This window comes from Candidatus Obscuribacterales bacterium (assembly GCA_019744775.1).
In the GTDB taxonomy this organism is placed as follows: Bacteria; Cyanobacteriota; Vampirovibrionia; order Obscuribacterales; family Obscuribacteraceae; genus SBAT01.
The window spans coordinates 38,482-60,731 of record JAIETZ010000006.1; the positions used below are offsets into that span (position 1 = coordinate 38,482).

Consider the following 22,250-nt stretch of genomic DNA (forward strand, 5'->3'; position numbering starts at 1 on the left):
GTTGGAATCCCTTGATGCTCACGTTCTCCCCACTCGCCAAGTTATTGTCAGCAACACTTGCCCTGTCGCTGATTTTGCCGTTTGCAGCCTTTGCGCAAGAAACCCCATCGACGCAACCGGCTCAACCAACTACCAGCAGCACACCCACAGTTTTGGACCAAAGCGCTGTGCAACAGCTAACGAGTCTTGTCGTTAATCCACAGCAAACAGTAGCAATAGATTTCGGCAATTTAGCCGGCGGACTCAATTTATCCGGCAATCTAACCAATAACGGCTCCATCTACGCTTACTCGACAAATCCCAATGTCACCGTCGGCTCGTTTAATGCCAACAACATCTACAACAATGCCGGCGGACTAATTACATCCGTATTACCAACAGGCGGAATTCCCGGACTTTCAATGGACGTTTCTTCGCTGGTCAGCAATTTCAGTCTTAACCTGACGGCCATCAACAACATCGTCAACGCCGGCACCATAGCCAGCGCCGGAAGTTTGTCGCTTGCTGCCGGAGGCACGATAACCAATGCAGCGACACAGGCAAACATGGCGGCGCTACTTTCAGCAGTTAATAATGTCAACCTAATGGCGAGCAATATCGTCAATTCGGGAGTCATAGCGGCAATGCAGGGAAACATCAACATTGCCTCGCAATTGGCACAACATTTAACCTTGAACAATATCGCCGGTCAGTTACAAGCCTATAACGGCAGCATAAATCTGCGAGACATTAATTTCGCCGGCAAGTACAACACGTCATTAACCGGCGGCGACTTCTTATCCAAAGAACTAAACATATTTTCCGGCAACGGCATTGCCAACATTTACGCCAAAGACATAAGTGCTCTCGTCAACATAAGCGCCGGCGAGGCACATGTAACTGCCGCCACTGAAAATCTGCGGCTTGGCTCGATGATAATCACAGGTGATCCCTCCATTTTTAACTTAGCCGGAGACGTCACTATTTCAGGGACACAAAGTTTTGCCGGACAACCTTTATCGATAGTAGCTTACGGCAATATTGTCTCGGCAGCAGGAGCTGGAGCCATAAGCACTGCTAACAACTCCGGAGCCGGCGGCAATATTTTAATGGTGGCCGGCGCCAACTTTACTGCTGATGCCTCAAACAACCTAACAATTTTAGGAGCCTCATCTTCCGGGGGCTTCATCAATCTTTCCTCCACCCCAATAACATCACTGACAGCGGCAAGCACCGGAGGCGGTGGGTCAGGCGGCAATGTCACACTGATTGCTTACACCGGACTGAGTTCAAATTCAGGAGCCGGTTCCGGCACAATAACTCTACCAACCGGAGTGGCAATTACATCGGGCGGCAACGGCACAGGGACAAACGGCAATGTCCTCATAGTTGCCGGAGCAGCCGGGACAACTGCCGTCACTACGGGAGCAGTTAATGCGAGCGGGGGAGCTGCCTCAACAGGCAACATCAGCATTTACACATCGACACCGACTATAAACGGCGGCGGCTCATGCTCTCCCTGCGTCACCATAAACGGTTCAGGGGCAGTAACAGGCGGCTCATTTGATGCCACGCGCGACACTTTCAATGCCGTAATTGCGCAAACAGCTTCCATCTCCACAGGCAATTTGACAGCCGGCGGCAGCACAATTGATATTGTCTCCGGATACAACGCCTCTATAGGCACAGCCGGAGCAGGCAGTAACGCCATTATCAATAACGGCTCAAGCGGCGGCGGCACGACAAACATAACGGTCAACAGTCCAAGAACACTTCTTATCAACAGCTCAACTGGTCCAAATAACGTAAACGGACTAATCGTAGCCAATGCGACAGGCACAGCAGGACAAGGCGGCAAGATTTTCCTAACCAACAACGGCACAGGTGGTATCACATTAACTGCGCCGACGAATCTTTCCGTCTTAGCCGGCAGCACATCAGGAAATGGAGGCACCATAAGCCTGTCATCACCTGGGGGCACCGTGACCATACCTACAGGCAACCTGAATGCCAACGCATCAGCAGGAGCAACCGGGGGCGCCGGCGGCACACTAACGTTGAACGCATCAACCGTAACCATCACCGGTGCCGGACCTCTCAACATGAACGCGGCAGCCAACGTGAACGGCAAAGGCGGAACGATCTCTGTCACAGCTTCCGGAGCGGCATCCACACTTACGGTTAATCAAACGGCCGCAGGCGCTCTAAATCTCTGGGCAGTCGGCGGGGCAACATCCGGTGACGGCGGCTCCGTCACTCTTATTGCCGGCGGCGCACTTAACTTTACTGATTCCGGCGCTTCTAATAATCCTGTCGGCTCAGGCTCCGGCGGATCGTACTACTTGCAATCAGGAGCTGCCGGCAATGGTGTCATCAGCTACAACGGCTCATTTACCGATTCAAATGCCGTTGGCACAGGTTCAGGCGGGAATATTACTCTTATAACTAATAGCTCCATAGCCTTCGACATGGGTTCCAATGCCGGTGGCAACGGATTTAGCGGCATCATTCATGCCCATGCTGCCACATCCGGAGCAGGCGGCAAGATAACAATTCAAAATTTGGGCAGTGGTGGTATCACTGTTTCCGATCTCAGTGTATTTGACGTGCAACAAGCAGGCTCGGGATTGGGCGGCGAAGTCAGCTTATTAGCGCCAACTGGTCCCATCAACATAACGCCGGCTTCCGGCACTCTAGGCGGCACAACCCTACAAGGGGCAGGTTCAGGAAAAGGTGGCTCGATTACCATGGTCTCCACTACATTGAGCCTAACCAATAATTACATACTCAATGTAAACGGTGGTTCCAGCGGCTCCGGAGGCAGTGTTTCCATAACCACTTTGGGCTCCACGGGTTCAATTGCCGTAGGCTCATCCAGTGGGCAGTTTGATATCACAGCCAATGGCGGCAGCGGCGCATCGGTCATAGGAGGGAACATCAGACTGTCAGCGGGGCAAAATTTGACCATTACCGCTCCGGCAAGCAATTTGACGGTGGCGCCAACCAGTGGCACCGGTGGCAGCTTAACCCTCATCGCAGGAACAGCAGCCTCAGGCAATCTTTCAGTGTCGGCGGCTTTGAGTGCCAATGCCGGAGGCACAGGCTCCGGTGGCTCTATTACTATCATCACCAATAGCACAACTGCTTTCAACACCAACTCCAATTCCGGAGGCAACGGCGTGACAGGCGGAATTACGGCTAACGCCGCCGGCACCGGATCAGGTGGCTCAATATCCATCACTAATCTGCAAGGCGGCATTACCGTTTCAAGCCTGACAAGTGTTTCAGCAACAGCAGCAACAACCGGCAAGGGCGGTTCGCTATCTCTTTTTGCGCCATTTGGAGCGATTACAATTACGCCGGCCAGTGGCACGCTGGGAGGAGCAACCGGTTTCAACGGGATAGGCACTACCGGTGGTGGTGGGCTCATATCCATGTCAGCCGGCAGCTTTTCGCTGACAAATAACTACACTCTTTCGGTCAACTCCGGCGCCTCAGCAATCACCGGCGGCACGGTCAGCTTGACCACCACCGGACAAGCAGCACCTCTGACAATCGGTTCAGGCAGCGGCGCCTTCGCCATCTCGGCCACAGGTGGTACCAACTCCACTACACCAACAAATATTTCAGTTTTGACAGCGGGCAATTTAACGATTACTTCGGCCAGCCTCTCCACTACACAAAGCTCTGGACGAGGACCAAACATCGTTTTAACTGCCGGAGTAACCGGTTCCGGATTTATTGCCGTAACAGGCGGACTTTCCGCCAATGGTGTAACCTCCGGTTCAGGCGGCACGATCACTCTGACAATGAACACCACCAATGTGTTCAACGTCGGCGGTGGCGGCACCGGCACAACTGCGGCAATAACAGCAAATGCCGTAGGCACGGGCAATGGTGGCACGATATCCATAAATAATTTAGGCACTGCCGGAGGCATTTCATTAAGCTCATTAGCCAACGTATCGGTCAATTCATCCACATCAGGCGATGGCGGCAACCTGACACTTTACGTGCCATTCGGAACTCTCACTCTTCCCAGCGCAGGTAATTTGTCAGCTAACGCATCAGGAAGCAATTTCAAAGGCGGCAGCATATTTCTACAGAGTTCAGCAATATCCTACAGCTCAAGTGGTGTCTTAACACTTAATGCCAACGCCGGCACCGGCACGGCCAACGGCGGCAGCATTTCCGTGGTGACTGGCAATCCCACTTCCGACATTACTGTCGGATCAAGCTCCGGCAATATCGCACTTTCAGCCAGGGGCGGTCTCACAGGTGGAGACGGAGGCATTATTTTCCTTTCCGCCGGACGCAATTTGACAATTGATCCCTCGGGCACCAACTTTGTTGTCGGTCCCCAAGCTGGAACCGGCAAGGGTGCCGATATAACTTTCCGCGCTGATTCAGCCGGCGCCGGAACAGTAAGAATAACCGGCACGACTTCCTTCTCCGCCAATGGGCTGGGCTCCGGAAACGGCGGGAAAATAAGCATCAGCTCGGGCAATATCATTGACCTAAGCGCCTTATCCAGCCTATCCGTCAATGGTGGCACAAGTGGTTCCGGTGGTCAGCTGAGCCTTGAAACTTCATCATTCAGTTATCCCGCCTCAGCAGCACTGGCAATTAATGCTAACGGCAACTCGTCGGGCAACGGTGGCATCATAACAATCAGCACCACCAATGCCGCGGTGAGTGTGGGCAGCTCAGCCGGCAATATCTCCATTTCTGCCGTGAGTGGTGCAAGTGGCGGCAACGGCGGTCAAGTGACGATATCATCAGGACAAGGTCTGACGATTAATGCCGCCTCTCTAAGCCTCGGTCCGCAAGGCACAAATGGTAATGGCGCAGTGCTTGCACTTTCAGCCGGCACAACAGACACCAACATATTGACGCTCACCGGTTCGCTTCTCGGACTGAGTGGTGCTGGAACAGGCTTAGCAGGACAACTGACTCTAACATCAGCTCATAACGGCACTCTGACTATCGGTAACGCCACCATAGCCGCCAATGCCGGAAGCACAAGCAATGGTAATGGCGGACAAATTCTCATCACTTCCGGGACCGGCAGCCTGACAATGTCCAACACAGCGCTCTCGGCAAACGGTGCCGGCACTGGCGCGGGTGGCTTAATTTCTCTAACTGGAGGCAGCACAAGCATCGCTTCCGGCACCATAACAGCTGCAGCCGGCGCAACATCCGGCAACGGCGGACAGCTGACGCTATCAAGCACTATTCTCAGCATAAGTGGTGGCACACTGGCATTGAGTGCAAATGGCACAGGCACAGGCAACGGTGGCAGTATCTCCATCGCAAGCACCAGCACTTTCACCGGCTTTGCCATCGGTAGCGCCAGCGGCAATCTGACAATTTCGGCAGTCAGTGGCGCAGGCGGCGGCAACGGCGGAACAGTTTCCTTAGTTTCCGGCTGGGATCTGTCCATTGACCCCAGCGGCGGCAATTTAAATATCGGACCGCAGGGATCTTACGGCAATGGTGCACTATTAACACTTTCAGCCGGGCGCAATCTTGCTATAAGCTCTACTTTGTCGGTCAACGGCATAGGCGCAGGCTCAGGCGGCAGCGTCAGCATAAATACCTCAAGCGTCACCACATTTACAATAGGCTCGAGCACCACCAATGGTGTCAACGGCAATATCACGGCCAATGCCGGCTCAACTTATGGCAGCAGTGGCGGGTCAATTGCCATTACAAATAACGGTTCGGGCGGGATTACACTTAATGCTTTCAACAACCTCTCCGTTGCAGGCGCCAGCGGCGGCGGCACAACAGGAAGCATCACTTTGAAGGCCATTAATTCGCTGTTGACACTTCCTTCAGGCACATGGAACATGAGCGCCACTGCCGGAACCTCGCCCTCACCAGGAGTGGGCAGCGGTAATTTCGACGGCGGCAAACTCACTCTCCAAGGCAATACTTTGTCTTTCTCCGGAACACTCACTCTCAATGCCGATGCTGTCGCCTCCGGCAATGGCGGCAACGTCTCCATAACCACGACAACAAACCTGGCATCCACCGTCACAATAGGCGTGGGCAGCATTGTTGTTTCCGCCCAGGGAGGCTCGGCCGGCTCATCAATGGGCAACGGCGGAACAATCGCCATAACCGCCTCTCAGAATTTAATAGTCAACACACCCTCGTCAAGCTTGTTGGCCGGTCCCCTGGGACGAAACGGCAATGGCGCCAATATTTCACTAGTGGCTGCCGGTCAAAATTTATTTATTTCCGGTTCTTCTCTATCGGTCAACGCATCCCAGAGTGCCGGAGCAATCGGCTACGGCGGCAGCATCACGTTAGTATCGAACAGCAATACCGTATTCAACGTTGCCGCAGGCGCCACCATTAACGGCTTTGATCTTGCCGCTCCTGCAATTACTGCCGCAGGCGGTGCCGGCTCGGGGGCAGGCGGTTCAATTACTATAAGAAACATAAGCACAGGTGGTATCAGTATAAGTGCCGGCAACAGTCTCACGGTGACTCCTGTCAGCGGCAAAGGCGGCACAATTGTGCTCGACACATCAAACGGAGTCGGCGGAGTGGCCAATGGTGCAATTACATTGCCCGGCAATGCCACAATAAATGTAAATGCCGTTTCAGCAAGTGGGGATTTCGCCGGAGGCAACTACGTAATCAATGGATCAACTGTCACCACTTCCTCGGCAAATCCGGTCACCATACAGGCTAGGGGTATTAACTTCGGTAATGGCGGAGCGGTTTCGGTAACTGCTGCAAGCGGGGGACTGACTATCAATAGCACCGCCGCCGTGGGCAACATTATCATTTCTGCCGTGAGCGGCACAAATGGTGGCAATGGTGGTTCCGTCAACTTAAAGGCCGGAGGCAACATCACAATAACCACCCCCAACAGCAATTTAAATGTGGCGCCTGCGGTCAATGGCAATGGTGGCTCTATTACTCTCAATGCCACCAATGTCGTTGTTAACACCAGCGGCTTCACCACAGTCACCCAGGGAATGGGCTTCGGTGCAGGCGGCACAGTTTCAATCACCACCAATAGTTCAACAGCATTCAACGTGGGCACCGCCGGCACCAATGGCATAGCAGGCGGCATCAATGTCAGTGCCGGCAGCACATCAGGCAACGCCGGCAGCATAAGCATCATTAACAATGGCGGAGGAATTACAGTCGGTGCTGTCGGCAACCTCACGGCAACTGCCTCATCAGGAGGAGGAAGAGGCGGGTCAATAACACTCACCGCCAATGGAGCCCTGAGCCTACCGACAGGCACTTACGCGGTAAATTCCGTCGGCAATAATGTTGGTGGTCAACTCAACTTTGCAGGGACAAGTCTGACAGTAAGCGGAGGCACATTGCTCACGCTACAAGGAAATGGTTCGGGCACCGGCAATGGTGGCGCCATAAGTTTAAACACCGGCAGTACAGCTGTGACCGTAGGCGCAAGCAATGTCAACATGTCGGCCAATGGTGGCACCAACCTTTCAGACTCCGGCGATGCCGGAAGTTTGACGATTATTTCCACCGGCAACTTGACTGTTGCCTCCGCCAGCTTGAGCGCCAGACCTTTAGGCACCAACGGCGCCGGCGGCACTTTCAACCTGACGGGAGCTAATGTTGCCATCACTGGTGCCTTGAGTGCTGCCGGATCAGGCATAGGAGCCGGCGGACAAATAAATATTACCTCTAACAGCTCATCTGCTTTCAATATCGGCGGAGGAACAGGCGCCTCCGGAACCAACGGATCAAACGCAGCCATAACAGCAAATGGCGGCAATGGTGTTTCGCCGTCAGGAGTTAACGGTGGCGCAATTGCTATTAGAAACAACGGCTCAGGCGGCATAACCCTGCCGTCAATAGCAAATATTTCAGTCAATCCATCAGGACAGGGCGGCGCCGGCGGCACCCTGCAATTTACAGCAACACAATCAACGGCAGTATTGTCACTACCCAATGGAACGTTTTCCGTAAATGCCATAGGAACAGGCGATTTCAACGCCGGCAAAATCATCATTAATGTAGGTCAAGTTTCAGTCGGCTCAGGAGCGCCGCTTCTTTTGGCGGCAAACGCCACTGGGGCAGGAGCCGGCGGCACTGTTTCAGTGACAACCACAAACAGCACAAGTTTAGGTGCGCTGACAATTGGTTCTGCCAGCCAGAATCTTCAAATATCTGCCTTTGGTGGTGCGGTCGGCACTGATAGTTCCGGCACGGCAATTGCCAATGGCCAAATTACCTTATCAGCAGCCAACGCCCTCAATATCAACTTAAGCAATATCAACGCAGCCGGCCCCGATTCAGTCAACGGCAACGGTGCCAGCCTCACACTAGCTGCCGGCACTGGTGCCCCCGCCAACTTGCAGGTGACTAACGGCAGCATTATTGCTGATGCCACCGGCAATGGAATAGCCGGCAATGTCAGCATTACTTACAACTCGGCAAGCCCGTTTGTTATTGGCGGAACTATCACAGCAAGCGGCATCAGCGGCAACATATCCGCGAGCACTGCCGGCACCGGTAGAGCCGGCAGCGTCAGCATTACCAATACCAATGCCAGCGCTTTGAACGTCACCTTAACAGGCAACATATCGGCAAATTCCGCCCTTGGCGCACCCGGCCAAATCAACTTCACACCGGCATCCGGGCAAGCTGTTAACAGTGTATCCGGCGCCGGCTACTTGAACGGCACGGTAAATGCCGGCGGCACATCGGTGACGATTAACCCGCAAACATCGGGAGCGGCCCTCATTTTGGGCACAATTGCCACCACAACAGGCAACGCTACGCTCACTAATAACATAGGCGGCGCCGCCGTCTTTATGTCCGCCACCGGTTCAATCACATCCGGCGGCACTGGACAGGTATCAGTAACAGGCGGCACTGTCACCTTCTACGGATTGGTCAGCGCAGCCACCTCTGCCACCATCTCCTCATCAGGCATATCATCAGTGTCCAATGTCAGTGCCGCCAATGGCGCAGTCACTATTACAGGTGTGGGCAATATGCAAATTTTGCCTGGTAGCACAGTAGCAAGCAACAACGGAAACATAAAGCTTCAAAACACCAGCACCACAACAGGGACAGTAACGATAGGGCAGGCGGCAACGCTTAATGCCACAGAAGGCAATTTGACTATCGAAAACGACAATACTTCAAGTGGTACCATTGCCGTAGCTGCCAATGCTACATTGTCCGCATCGACAGCAAGCACTTTCCTCGGCAGCGTCTATGTGGTTATCGGTCCACCACCGGCTGTTCCTGTGGCCGGCACGGCTCCGGCCAACACAGTAGCCACTGCCACCAATCTAGGCTTAATTTACTTCGGCACAAATAGTATTTCCGATACAGCGCCGACGAATAACGTCAACGCCAATGGCGGCATTGTCATCTTCAACACCGGCAGCCGCCCCGCCTCAGCTATTAACCTTGGCGGCAGCGTCACCGTCAACTCAACTACAGGCTCACAACTTCTCACCAGTCTGGATCTTACCGATCCGGCAGTGACCAGTCAGATTATCAATTTGCAAACAACCTTTAGAGCTGGTGGCACTCTCACTGTAAATGGTGGTGGTGTTGCCACAGGCGGTAACGCGATAATCACCCCCTCCAACCTGGCTTCTTCGCTCACAGCACAAAACATCCCTGCCAGTGTAACGCTTACTCAACAAGGATTTACCGCCTTAAATCCAATCACCATAAATATCACAGCCGCCAGCCACACAACGCAAGTAATTATTTCCGGCACCAATCAGTTCCTAAATTCCGGTGCATCCAATGCTGTAATAACCGTCAACTCCAACCAAGCCGGACCGGTTGTCTTAATGAACAGCACCGGCGTTTTATCCAGCGACGGCAATTTATCATTGACCGCCAATGGCAATATGACGATAAACGCGGCAATGCCTGTAGCTTCAACCGGCACTCTCAGTCTGGCAACGACAGGCAACGGTTCCATAGCTCTTGGTGCCAATATCGGCACAGTCGGCGCCACCACCAACTTACAAGTTAGCGGTTCAGGCACCATTTCGCAATCGGCCGGACGCGTGTTTGGCTCGCTGGTCAATTTATCATCAGACACAGGCAACATATTCGGCACAAGCAACAGCCCATCAACACCAATTTTAACTACAGCCACTAACACCCTGACCGTCAATACTACTGCCGGCGGCTCCGGCAGTGCCTACGTCTCCAATGCCGGAGCTATCTCTATAGGCACGTCTCTTGTGGGCAATAGTTTGCAAATTGCCACGACTGGAGCAAACGCACATTTAACAAACAGCGGCACGGTGACCGCCAACACCGGTCTTTTGCAATTGAGCGCCAACGGCAACCTCACCACATCGTATGCCCTATCCGGCAACACACTTAATATGCAAACGACATCAGGCAGTGGAGCAATTACTCTCAATGCCGATGCAGTAGGAACAAACGGAGCAACAGTGTCCTGTTGCGCATCCACATTTACAATTGCTGCCGGACAAACCTTATCCACAAGCAATGCAGCCATCTCCATCACAGCAACAGACATAGTACTGTCCGGCTCGGTGAACGCAGGCACAAGTACTGTGTCTCTCATTCCCTGCACTAACTCTCAAGCTATTCGTGTTGGAGGAGCAACAGCTGTCGGTGGCAGTTTTAACGCCACTGCAAGCAACTTGAATTCCATAACGGCAAGTGCCGTGACTATAGGGTCCGCCTCAGGAACAGGCGGCATAACACTTGCCGGCAATTTAACAATGCCTGCATCCGGAACCCCCGGTGTTACTGCCGGACTCTACGATCTCAATCTCCTTAACGGTGGAGCAGGCGGCACATACAACGGCTCAGGCAACAGCATTAACATGCAGGGTGAAAGCCTGACAATTACAACCGCCGGCGCACTCAACACCGGAGCCGGCTCAATACTTACATCGACAGGCGTAATTAACTTAACAGGCGCAGGTGTGACAATAGGCACAGGCGGCATAAGCCAATCCGGAGCATCCACAATAAATATCGCCACGCCTGGTGCCAGCACGGCCAATATTACATTCAACGGCACAGTCTCCACAGCTGCCGGCGGCACGGTCAATGTTACATCGAACAGCAGCGGCAATATAGTTGATGGCACAGGTGTCGGCGGCACCGCAGTAGCCGGAGGTTCATTAGTTGTCCGAGCCACCGGTACAGGAAGCGTTGGTTCGGCAGGCACGCCGTTTTCGACTACAGCTACAAACTTGACCGCCAATGCAACAGGTGGATCGGTATTCATCAACAATACAAGCTCAAGCACGGTCAATTTACAAAACGCCGCTGTCGGCGGCACACAAAATGCTGCTGCCGTAACTTACAGTGTGACTGCGGCACAGAATCTAACAACGGTGGACAGCTTCGGCACAATTAGAAATGTATCCCTTGTCTCAACAAACGGTGTTGTCGACTTAACAGGCATCTTATCGACCGGGACCATCAGTAACAGCGGTGGCAACTTCACCGTCAGCGCCGGAACAAATATCGTTGCTCCCGGCGACGTATCACCAACCACGCTCAATACGACAGGTGCCGCCGGCACAAACGGCACCTCCGGTGGTGCAGGAACAATTGGCGGCAATATAACATTGACCGCCGGCACCATATCTAATTCCGGCTTCATCGACTTGCCCAATCTCACCTTAACAAGCAACGGCGGACAAGGCGGCACTGCCAGTTCCTCGGGCAACACCGGCGGACTGGGCGGCAACGGCGGCACCGTAAGCGTCAGTGCCACAGGAGCAATCACGCTAGCGGCCATCAACAACAATGGTGGATTGGGCGGCAACAACACAAGCACATCAGGCGGCACAGGGGGCCGTGGCGGCAATGGCGGCTCTACCACCGTCAACTCGACAGTATCAGGAGCAGTAACTTTAGGCGCCCTTTCGGTTGCCGGCGCCTTAGGTGGTAACGGATCTTCCAGCGGCAGCAACGGCACCGGCGGCAGAGGCGGCAATGGTGGCACGCTGACAGTTACCAGCAATTCAGGCACAGTCGGCATTACCGGAAATCTCTCTACTGCCGGAGCCAATGGCGGACCGGGAGCAACCCAAGGCATTGGTGGCACAGGCGGTAATCAGTCTATAACCACCACGAATTTCGGCTCTATTGCCATCGTCGGCAATCTGACATCCTCCGGCGGCACAGGATCAACTGTTGGTCAACCTGGAGCTATTACAGTTAGCGCCAACAGCAACTTTGCCGGTCAAGGCTTTGCCGGTCCATCAAGCCCGGTAGGAATTAACGGTTATATAGTTGCCCAAGCTGGCGGTACCAGCCGCAGTGCTATAAACGGAACTGCCGGAATAATCACCTTGTCCGGCAATGATGTGGCCATTTACGGGACAACGCTAAATGTCAGCGGCACCAATTACAGCATCTATGGCGGGCGCCTCGTGAACATCACTTCCCCGGGAGCCAAACTGCCTCAGAATTATTCCTCCGCAAGCAATCTAAGCTCGACAAACATTATTACCAATCCCATTACGGCAGTAGGTTTTGATGCCTATGATCCCGGTGCTACATTTACGCTGGGCACAAGCGGCAGCACAGGCAATATTGCCAGCCGCATAAACGGCACCAACGATACAATTACAATCAACACTTCACCAAATGCCGGTCACCCTGCCGCGCGCAACATTCTTGATTCATCACCGCAAGTCTTTACGGGCGGCTCAGCTGTTTTTACTTACAAGGACAGCGCCAATGTCGTACACAGCGTCACGCAATCAAGCTCGATCACAGCTGCGGAACTTATCGCGCTCATTCAAACTCAGTACTCAAGCAGCCAGACACTGATAGTTGATACCACGAGTACACCTATAGCCACAGGCGGCAGCTTCAATATTGCCGCAGTAAATTTCCCGACAGCCACCGATAATGGCGGCAACTTCTCCACTCTTGTCATACCGGCATCAGTTACAGCAAATGTTGTCACCACTACCATCATTCCAGCCAACGGTTCTACAGTAGGGCCAATAACCGTAAGCGGCACATTGAGCTTTAATGCCATATCCGGCGGCTCATCAGGCGGCATCAATGCCGCCGGCAATATTACGACCGCCGGCACAGGCATAATAACAAGTTCTCAGACGGGCACGGTTAGCCTAACCTCAACTGCCAACAGCATCGGTTCATTGGCAACACCACTTGCTATAAACCTTTCCAATCTCACACTGAATGCCGCCAATGGTTCGGTTTTTGCCAATAACCAACTGGCAGCCGGTGACATTACAATAGGCAATTCCAGTGCAAACAGCTCAACGGGTTCATTCTGCTTTAATGCCACCACCACTTCAGGCAATATACTCTCGGCCTCATCAACGACAATTTCGGCCTCCAAGGTTGGTCTTTCAACAGCTAACGGCAATATCGGCACCGCCACATCCCTTGTTTCCCTCAACACTCCCGTGCTTTCGGCTTCGGCACCAAACGGCTCATCCTATATAACAGACAGCGCCAGGGTCACATTGCAGGACTGCTGCTCAATCGCCAATGGTGTCTCAGCTTCCGGCATCTTTTATCTGATTGACACAAACAATGCCGGTGCCGGCACCACGGCAATTGCCTTCTCCGGACCAACGGCAATTTCTGCAGGATCTCTTGTCTTGCGCGCCAGCGTCTCCGGTGACATAGGCTCTGCCGGCACACCAATTGTCACTACCGCCGGCAATATAACAGCAAACGCCGTAGCCGGATCCGTCTACATTAACGATACAAGTTCGGCCAACGTAAACCTGCAAAACACCAACGTCAACGGCGTAATTCAAAATTCCGCCAGCGTCGTTTTCAGTCTTACGACATCCCAAAGCCTGACTACGGTCAATGCCTTCAGCTCTATAAGAAGCGTCGCACTTACTTCAACTAACGCCGCTGTAGATTTGACAGGCACCTTATCATCCGGCACTATCTCAACCAATGGTGGTTCATTTACGGTAAGCGCAGGCACAGATATCCTTGCCCCGGGAGATATAACTCCAACTACGCTCAACACCACAGGCACCAATGGATCCAACGGCACATCGACAGGTGGCAACGGCACCATTGGCGGTGCAATTACACTTACCGCCGGAACAGGGTCCGGTACAGGCACCATAAATCTTCCCAATCTTTCCTTAGTAGCAACCGGCAGCAATGGTGGCACAGCCAGCAGTGCAGGCGGCACAGGCGGTCAGGGTGGAGCAGGCGGCACGATAAGCATAAGCACTCCCGGCTCGATAACGCTATCGGCAATTACCAGCAATGGCGGCACAGGCGGCAACAACACCAATGCCTCAGGAGGCACCGGTGGATTAGGCGGCAATGCAGGGTCCGTTACCATCAATTCAACAAACAGCGGCACAATTACTTTAGGGGCACTTTCGGCAAGCGGCAGCGTCGGCGGTAACGGCTCAAGTGGTTCTGTCGGTATAGGCGGCAAGGGTGGCAACGGCGGCTCGCTTACCGTGACCAGCGCATCCGGAGCAGTAAGCACAACGGGAAATATCACCACAACAGGAGCTAATGGCGGCACGGGAACAACTCAAGGCAATGGTGGCACCGGCGGTGCCCAGTCGATTACAACCACCAATCTAGGCTCTATTGCCATAACAGGCAATCTCACTTCCTCCGGTGGCACAGGACCAACAGTTGGACAACCTGGAGCAATTACTGTCAGTGCCAACACCAACTATGCCGGTCTCGGCTTAGGTGGTCCGGCTAGTCCGGTCGGTATAAACGGTTATATATTGGCGCAGGCAGGTGGTACAAGCCGCAGCGCCCTAACTGCAGGAGCCGGAGCAATAAATCTTTCCGGCAATGCTGTTGCAATTTACGGCACACCCATAAATATAAGTGGTACCAATTACAGCATTTATGGCGGCTCCAGCATAACCATCAATTCGCCCGGAGCTAATCTACCGCAAAACTACGCCTCAGCTAGTAATCTAGGTTCCACCAACATCATCGCTAATCCGATTACGGCAACCGGTTTCAGCGCCAATAACCCGAGTGCAACATTTACTTTGGGCACCAGCGGCAGTAAGGGCAATATAGCCAGCCGCATCAACGGCACAGCCGATACAATCACAATCAACACGGCACCCAATGGCGGACACCCGGCGGCCCACAACATTCTTGACTCTTCACCGCAAGTCTTCACAGGCGGCACAGTAGCCTTTATTTACAAAGACAACAATAATGTTACGCATACAGTCAACGCCTCAAGCTCGATCACGGCAGCAGAACTGGTAGCACTTATTCAAACACAATACTTGGGCACCCAAACACTGATTGTCGACGGTAGTGCCACGCCTATAGCTATTGGCGGCAGCTTCAACATTGCCGCAGTCAACTTCCCAACAGCTACGGATAACGGCGGCAATTTCTCAACACTAATAATTCCTGCCGGCGTTACAGCCAACGTAACTACTACAACCCTCATTCCTGCCAACGGTTCCACTATCGGACCAATTACCGTTAACGGTACGTTGAGTTTCAACGCCATCTCCGGTGGTTCATCCGGCGGCATTAATGCTGCCGGCAATATCACAACCTCCGGTGCCGGCTTAATAACAAGCTCTCAGACAGGCACGGTAAGCTTGACCTCAACAGCCAACAGCATCGGCTCATTGGCAACACCGCTTGCCGTGAGTCTGTCCAATCTGGCGCTCAATGCTGCCAATGGTTCAGTTTTTGCAAACAATCAACTTGCCTCCGGAGACATTACGCTAAACAATTCCAGTGCTAATGCCTCAACAGGTTCATTCTGCTTTACGGCGACAATAACGACAGGCAATATATTAACTGCCGTCGGCAATACTATTTCAGCAAATAGAATCGGTTTGTCATCAAGTAACGGCAATATAGGAACAGCTGCCTCACCTACTGCCGTCAACACGCCTATTCTTTCCAGCTATGCACCCAACGGTTCATCCTTCATAACAGACAGCGCCAAGGTAACCTTGCAGGATTGCTGCTCTTTAGGAAATGGCGTCAGCAGCTCAGGTATCTTTTACCTTGCCAGCACAAATAATGCCGGTGCCGGGGTGGCTGCAATTTCCTTTGCCGGACCGACTGCTATCTCAGCCGGAACGCTTGTCTTAAGAGCCACAGTTTCAGGTGACATCGGCTCGTCAGGCACACCGATTGTCACCACAGCCGGCAACCTGACTGCCAACGCCGCATCAGGCTCCGTCTACCTTAACAATACAAGTAGCGGCAATGTCAATCTGCAAAGCACCAACGTCAACGGCACGGTACAAAACTCAGCAAGCAATACTTTCAGCCTAACTACATCCCAAAACCTGACGACTGTAAATGCTTTCAGCACAATTAAAAACGTCACGCTCACATCGACCAATGGTTCAGTTGATCTTTCCGGCACAGTATCATCAGGTACGGTTAACACCAATGGCGGCAATTTTATAATCACAGCCGGAACCAATATCATTGCTCCGAGCAACTCCACTCCTGTAACTATCAATAACAGCAGCTCCGGGGCTAACGGCGGATCGTTTACCTTAACTGCCGGCACAACCAGTGCCGGAGGAATTATCAACATACCAAATATTTCACTTACAAGTGGTGGTGGCACAGGCAATATCAATTTAACCGCTACAGCAGGCACCACAAACAACGGCAACATAACAACAGCCGCTCTTACGACAACCGGTGCCAATGGAACAAGCGGCGCCACCGGCACGGCAGGCTTCCAAGGCGGCAACGTAACCATAAACGGTAAAGCAATAACAACAGGCGCAATCACTCTCAATGGCGGCACCGGCGGCGCATCATCGGCAGCTAGTGGCGGCATAGGCGGCTTAGGCGGTGTCCTCACAATTTCAGCAGCGGGCAATTCTTCCATAGGCGCAATTACAAACAATGGAGGAGTAGGCGGTCAGTCAATGCAGAATCTGACCGGTTCAACTGGTGGCATAGGCGGCGCAGGCGGCGACGTAATTATTACCAGTAGCACAGGCACCTTGTCGGTAGGTGCCATTCAAGCCAACGGCGGTAATGGCGGCAGTCAAACTACTGCCGGACAAACAGGCGGCGTAGGCGGAGCAGGCGGCGACGTGACTATAACAGCCACAGCCGGCTTGACAGTTACATCAGCCAGCACCAATGGCGGCACAGGCGGCAGTGAAACTAGTGCCACCACAGGTAAAGGCGGAGCAGGCGGGCTAGGCGGCACGCTAAGTTTAGTAAGTGCCTCAAGCACAGTCACTTCAGGCACGGTAACGGCCCTCGGCGGTGCAGGCGGTAACGCCTCAGGCACTGCCGGAATTGGCGGCAATGGAAATCTCGGCGGCAATATAGCTGTTGAAAGTCACGCATCCGGTGTCACCATCACGGGCAACGTGGACAGCTCAGGCGGATTAAGCGGCACAGGAGCAGGTGGCAACGGTACACCTGGACAACCGGCAGGCAACGCTGACGACGAGAGCATATTAATAGCAGGTGTCGGGGCTGTCTCCATAAGCGGCTACGTGGCCGCTTCTGCCGGCGGATCAAGTGCCAACGTGATAACGGCCATCAATGCCAACATCACATTGCTCGGCAAAACAGTAGCGCTTCCTGCCACCGGCACAGCCTTATTTGGAGGAGCAGGCGGCTACAATGCCTATGGCGGCTCAGGTATGACCATCATTTCTCCCGGCGTCATATCCAGTTTGACACAGTACAGTTCCAACGGTGATCTGTCTGCAAATGCCGGCACTGTGCCCATGGTAACTTTCACCGGACAAGCTTTTGTCGTAGGCACCACTCCGCTGGCCAATAGCATGGGCGCTGCCTTTGCTCTAGGCACAAAATCAGGCGGCATCCTCTCTATAAATGGCACCAACGCAGCCAATCCGGTAAACGGCAGTTCGCCTGTGCGCAGCTTTCAAGGCAATCTTGTCGTCATCTACAACGGCAATGACTTCCTTTCAATTTCACCTTCGCAAAATGTCACGCCTGCTCAGTGGGTAGCAGCCGTTCAGGTTGCCGCAGCCAGCACACAGATTGTCACGCTCAATCCAAATGGCGCCGGAGACGCAATTGCCAACAGTTTCACATTGTCTGACGCCAACTACCCACTGATCACACCTGCCGGCGGCACAACCAACACTTTCACCAACATCTACGTACCGGAAGGCGTGACTGCCTTTGTCACAGCCACCAGCGCCAACAACGCCGTTACCTCATCCGGCAACGTAACCATTAACGGCATTCTCAATTACCAGGCCGGCTCATCCGGCACTTTAAGCGCTACTGGAACCGGCGCAATAATCACAGCCAATGGCACAATCACCACAGCCTCAGGTCCACTGACCGTGTCGGCAACCGGCAGTGGCTCAAGTTTAGTAATCACAAGCACAGGTACGATAAGTGCCACCAGCGGCAATGTTACCGTGCAATCACCAACTATCAACAACAACGGACTAATAACCTCGTCAAACGCCAACGGCATAACCAGTGTGCAGAATTCCGGCGCGCTTACCCTGACCGGATCCGGGCTAATCACGCAAACCGGTAGTGGTATTCCTTCTATAGTTGTGCAAACGACAAGTGCCGCCGCCATCAACATGAACGGCAACTGGACATTCAATGCCGGCTCTTCCGGTACAGTCACCTTGAGAGCACAGATATCCGGAGCTTCTATAAATGTAGGCGCCGGCACTACTCAAACAATTGCCGGCGGCAGCGCTTTGACAGTAAGTGCACCGCAGCTCGCCATGGGAGCCGGCTCGCAAATCGCCAGTCTCAAAACCTCGGGCACAGGAATTACCGTCAATAACGGAACACTGTCCGCGCCGGTCATCCTTATAGCACCATCCGGCTCATCTGCCACGATAGGCACTCAGGGTGCCAACATAAGCATCAGTCCGTCGTTTAATCAGACGCTTACATTCGACAAGAGCGCCACTACTTTGGGCACACTTAACTTGAACACACAAGGACTTGGCAGTGTCACAATGACAACAAATGCCAATACCACCATCAATGCTCTCACGCTTGTGCAGACGGACAGCAATGTAACCATGAACGTCAACGGCGGCAACAGTGCCACCATTAATGGTGGACTGACAACCAGCATGGCAAGCGCCAACTTGCTCATACAAAGTTCAACATCCTTGACGCTGGCAGGCACCGGCAGCCTGTCGGTAACCGGTGGCGGCAGCAGTTACATTACGGTTCAAGCGCAAGGGGCTAATCCGCTGACTGTGTCCGCATCACTCACCTATAATGCCGACTTCAACACCTTTGTGCAGCTGCAATCGAAAGCATCCGGCGGCTCGGTAATTGTTGGTAGCGGCACAACACAAACAATCAACGGCAGCGCTTATGGTCAGTTGATAGCACCGCAAATAACCTTTAACGGCGCAGCCACTGTTAATAATTCCGGTGGCTACCTAGATCTAACCGGCGATCAGCTCTCCACGAGCATCACTTTGACCAACAATACAAACGTCACATTGAATGTATCCGGCGGTGTTACCTTCATCGGCTCATACGCATCACAAGCACTTGTGATCAATAAGACAGCCGGTGCCAATTCAGCAACATTGCAAATCAACAATGAAGTGCAAACATTCTCCTATGGAGCAAACACAACAATCGCCGCAGGAGTAATTCTTTCTTCAAACAACAACATCACCGTCAGTGTCGACGGCGGCATGCTGACCACCAATGGCACAATAACAACGTCTGCTGTCGGCGGAACAATAGCATTAGGCAGTCTTGATGCCAACACAACTCTGGCCGGCACACCGCAAGGAATTACCGCCACAGGTGGTGGCGGCTCAGTCATACTTGTACAAGCAGGCGGCATAGGTCATACCTTGGCTATAAACGGTTCTCAATCATTCAATGCCGGCACCGATGGTAGTGTCACCTTCATTGCCGATACTCTCAGCATGAACACGAGCATCACGGCGTCATCAACAAGCAGTCCTCTGGCTTTTTTCGGGCAAAACGTCAATCTCAATGGCGGTGCAGTCATATCCGGCACCAATTCAGTTTCCTTCTTTGCCTCAGGAGGCTCAAATACGCTGACAATTACATCTCCTGATGCAACTTCAGCGCAGATTGTTTCCAGTTCCGGTCAAATCGTATTTCAAGGACAAAGCATTGTCTTTGCCAAATCATCCGGTGGCAACACAACCTTTCTCAACCTAAACAACTCTCCTACTTATATTCAATCCGTTGGTGGCAATGTCACGATAAATCCCAGTGTCACTGTGAGATCAAACAACGATATAACTCTGCAAGCCAACAATGGTGTCAGCTTCAACATTAACGGTACTCTTGAGTCAACCAAAAATGGGGGACTAATCGACATCTCCGGAACCGCAGGCATGACCATCGCCGGCTCATCCACAGGCACCATCAAAGTATCAGGCTCAGGCGCCAATTCAATAAGAGTAATCGGCTTTGATAGCGGTCTGACTCTCAACAATTCACTAATTCTAGATGCCGGCGCAGCAGGCACAGCCCTCATTGGTGCAGCCGTAGGCTCGATGACAATGGCAGCCGGCAAAACCATTAACTTTGCCAATTCGACTCAAGGCAACGTGCAGGCAACAACACTTCTATTATCCGGAAATAACACAATCACTGGCTCCAAAACATCCGGCACCGCTCTCAACATATTTTCATCCAACCCGAATCCATTTACCTTGAACCTGCAGGCGACAACCTCTTCAACATTTGCCACAGGCGGCGGCTCAATAAATGTGTTTTCTCCCAAAAATGTCACCATCGGCATTAGCGGCGGCACACCAACAGACACGGCAACACTTAACTTCACAGGCGGTCCGGCAACCATTACTTCCAACCAAGGAACAACCGTCATCAGCTCCCGAGTGATAATCAACTCCCAAAACAACATAACATTCAATGTAAATCAAATTACCGTGGGCTCCAGCGGACAAATAAACACTTCCCTCGGCTCGATAACTCTGATTGCCGCCACAGGCACTATCAGTATCGGCAATAATGTCACCATGTATGCCAATGAAGGCAACTTGACCATCCAAAATACCGATACATCGGGCGGCACAATTAATATCGCCAGCGGTGCCAACCTGACCGGCTTTACACTCAGCAATCCAGGCTTAGGCTTTGTCAATATTGTCGTTGGACCAATACCAAGCATGCCCACTGTCGGCTCGGTGCCCGCCAATGTCATCGTCAACGAATCAGGAGGCGGCATTGTCTACTTCGGCACAAACAGCATTAATGCTGCCGCACCGAATAACACGATAAATGCTAAAGGACGCAATGTGGTCTTCAACACAGGCGGACAAGGAGCATCGGCAATTACTCTTGGCGGCAACGTGACCATAACAGCTGATCCTCCTGAGTTTGTCGCATCGGATACAACCAGCTCCTCCAAACAATTTGCTTTCACCAACCTAAATACCTTTCTACCTGCCGATTCAACCAATCTCAACTCGCACAGTATCGCCACCACCGTCATTCCATTTGATACCAGTCCTTCATCCACCGTGCAATCAGCCGTGGGCGACGACACAATAAACAACTACGTAAGACAGGCACTTACTCAGTCCGGTGTTTTGCATAAGCCGACACAAGACAACGATGATGATAATGACGACAACAACCCATACGAACCAATTAGCTATAGCCCATCTGTTGTGCGCAACAAACGATTCGTGCCGGCAACTCACGCCAATGGACTTTACACTCTGGAAACAGACAACGCATTTATTAAATGCACCAACGGAGCCAGGGTCAGTATAAAACAACCGACAGTGGTCACTCTCAAATCAGGTGAAGCTCTCATAGCAACTACAAGAGGCAAACAGCAAATCGCCGCCGGTTCCTATACGGTCAGGGTCAACGCTCAAGCAACCGTAGTTGTTAGTTTTGAAAACAACGTACTTAAGGTCGCCAATATTTACGACAAAAGTCCTTCGTCCGTTCAGGTTGAGACTGCCGGTGGCACAGTAAGTTTGGGTGTCGGTGAAGAACTAATTATTGCACCTGACGAAGACACTATTGCAGAAGCTATGCAAAGCGACAAGCTTGGTCGCCGTAATATCAAATCACACAACCTCCACATCTCTTGTCGCATAACGCACAGCGAAATTTCCCTGGTGTCGCTTTTGGAAAACAATGCCACCGTCAATCAGTTGGTGTTAAGCCACGATCGGGATGATCGCGCGCTCGCTAATTGCATTCTCAAGACAGCTGCTTGCTTAATGCTGTCCACAGCCAAGCATGGTCCATATCAAAGTGCTATCCAGAAATAGTTTCATTCTGCACCCACTTAA

General features: G+C 52.7%; 1 protein-coding gene. It reads left to right on the plus strand.

From position 1 onward, the window contains the following. The first annotated feature begins 14 nt into the window (after window positions 1-14). A complete protein-coding gene (locus K2Y22_13540; protein ID MBX9879478.1) occupies window positions 15-22,229 on the plus strand; it encodes a hypothetical protein in 22,215 nt (7,404 codons plus the stop codon). Window positions 22,230-22,250 lie beyond the last annotated feature (21 nt).

Excerpts from the sequence above, each read along its gene's own strand:
- K2Y22_13540 (MBX9879478.1), top strand. The coding sequence starts at position 15 with ATGCTCACGTTCTCCCCACTCGCCAAGTTATTGTCAGCAACACTTGCC.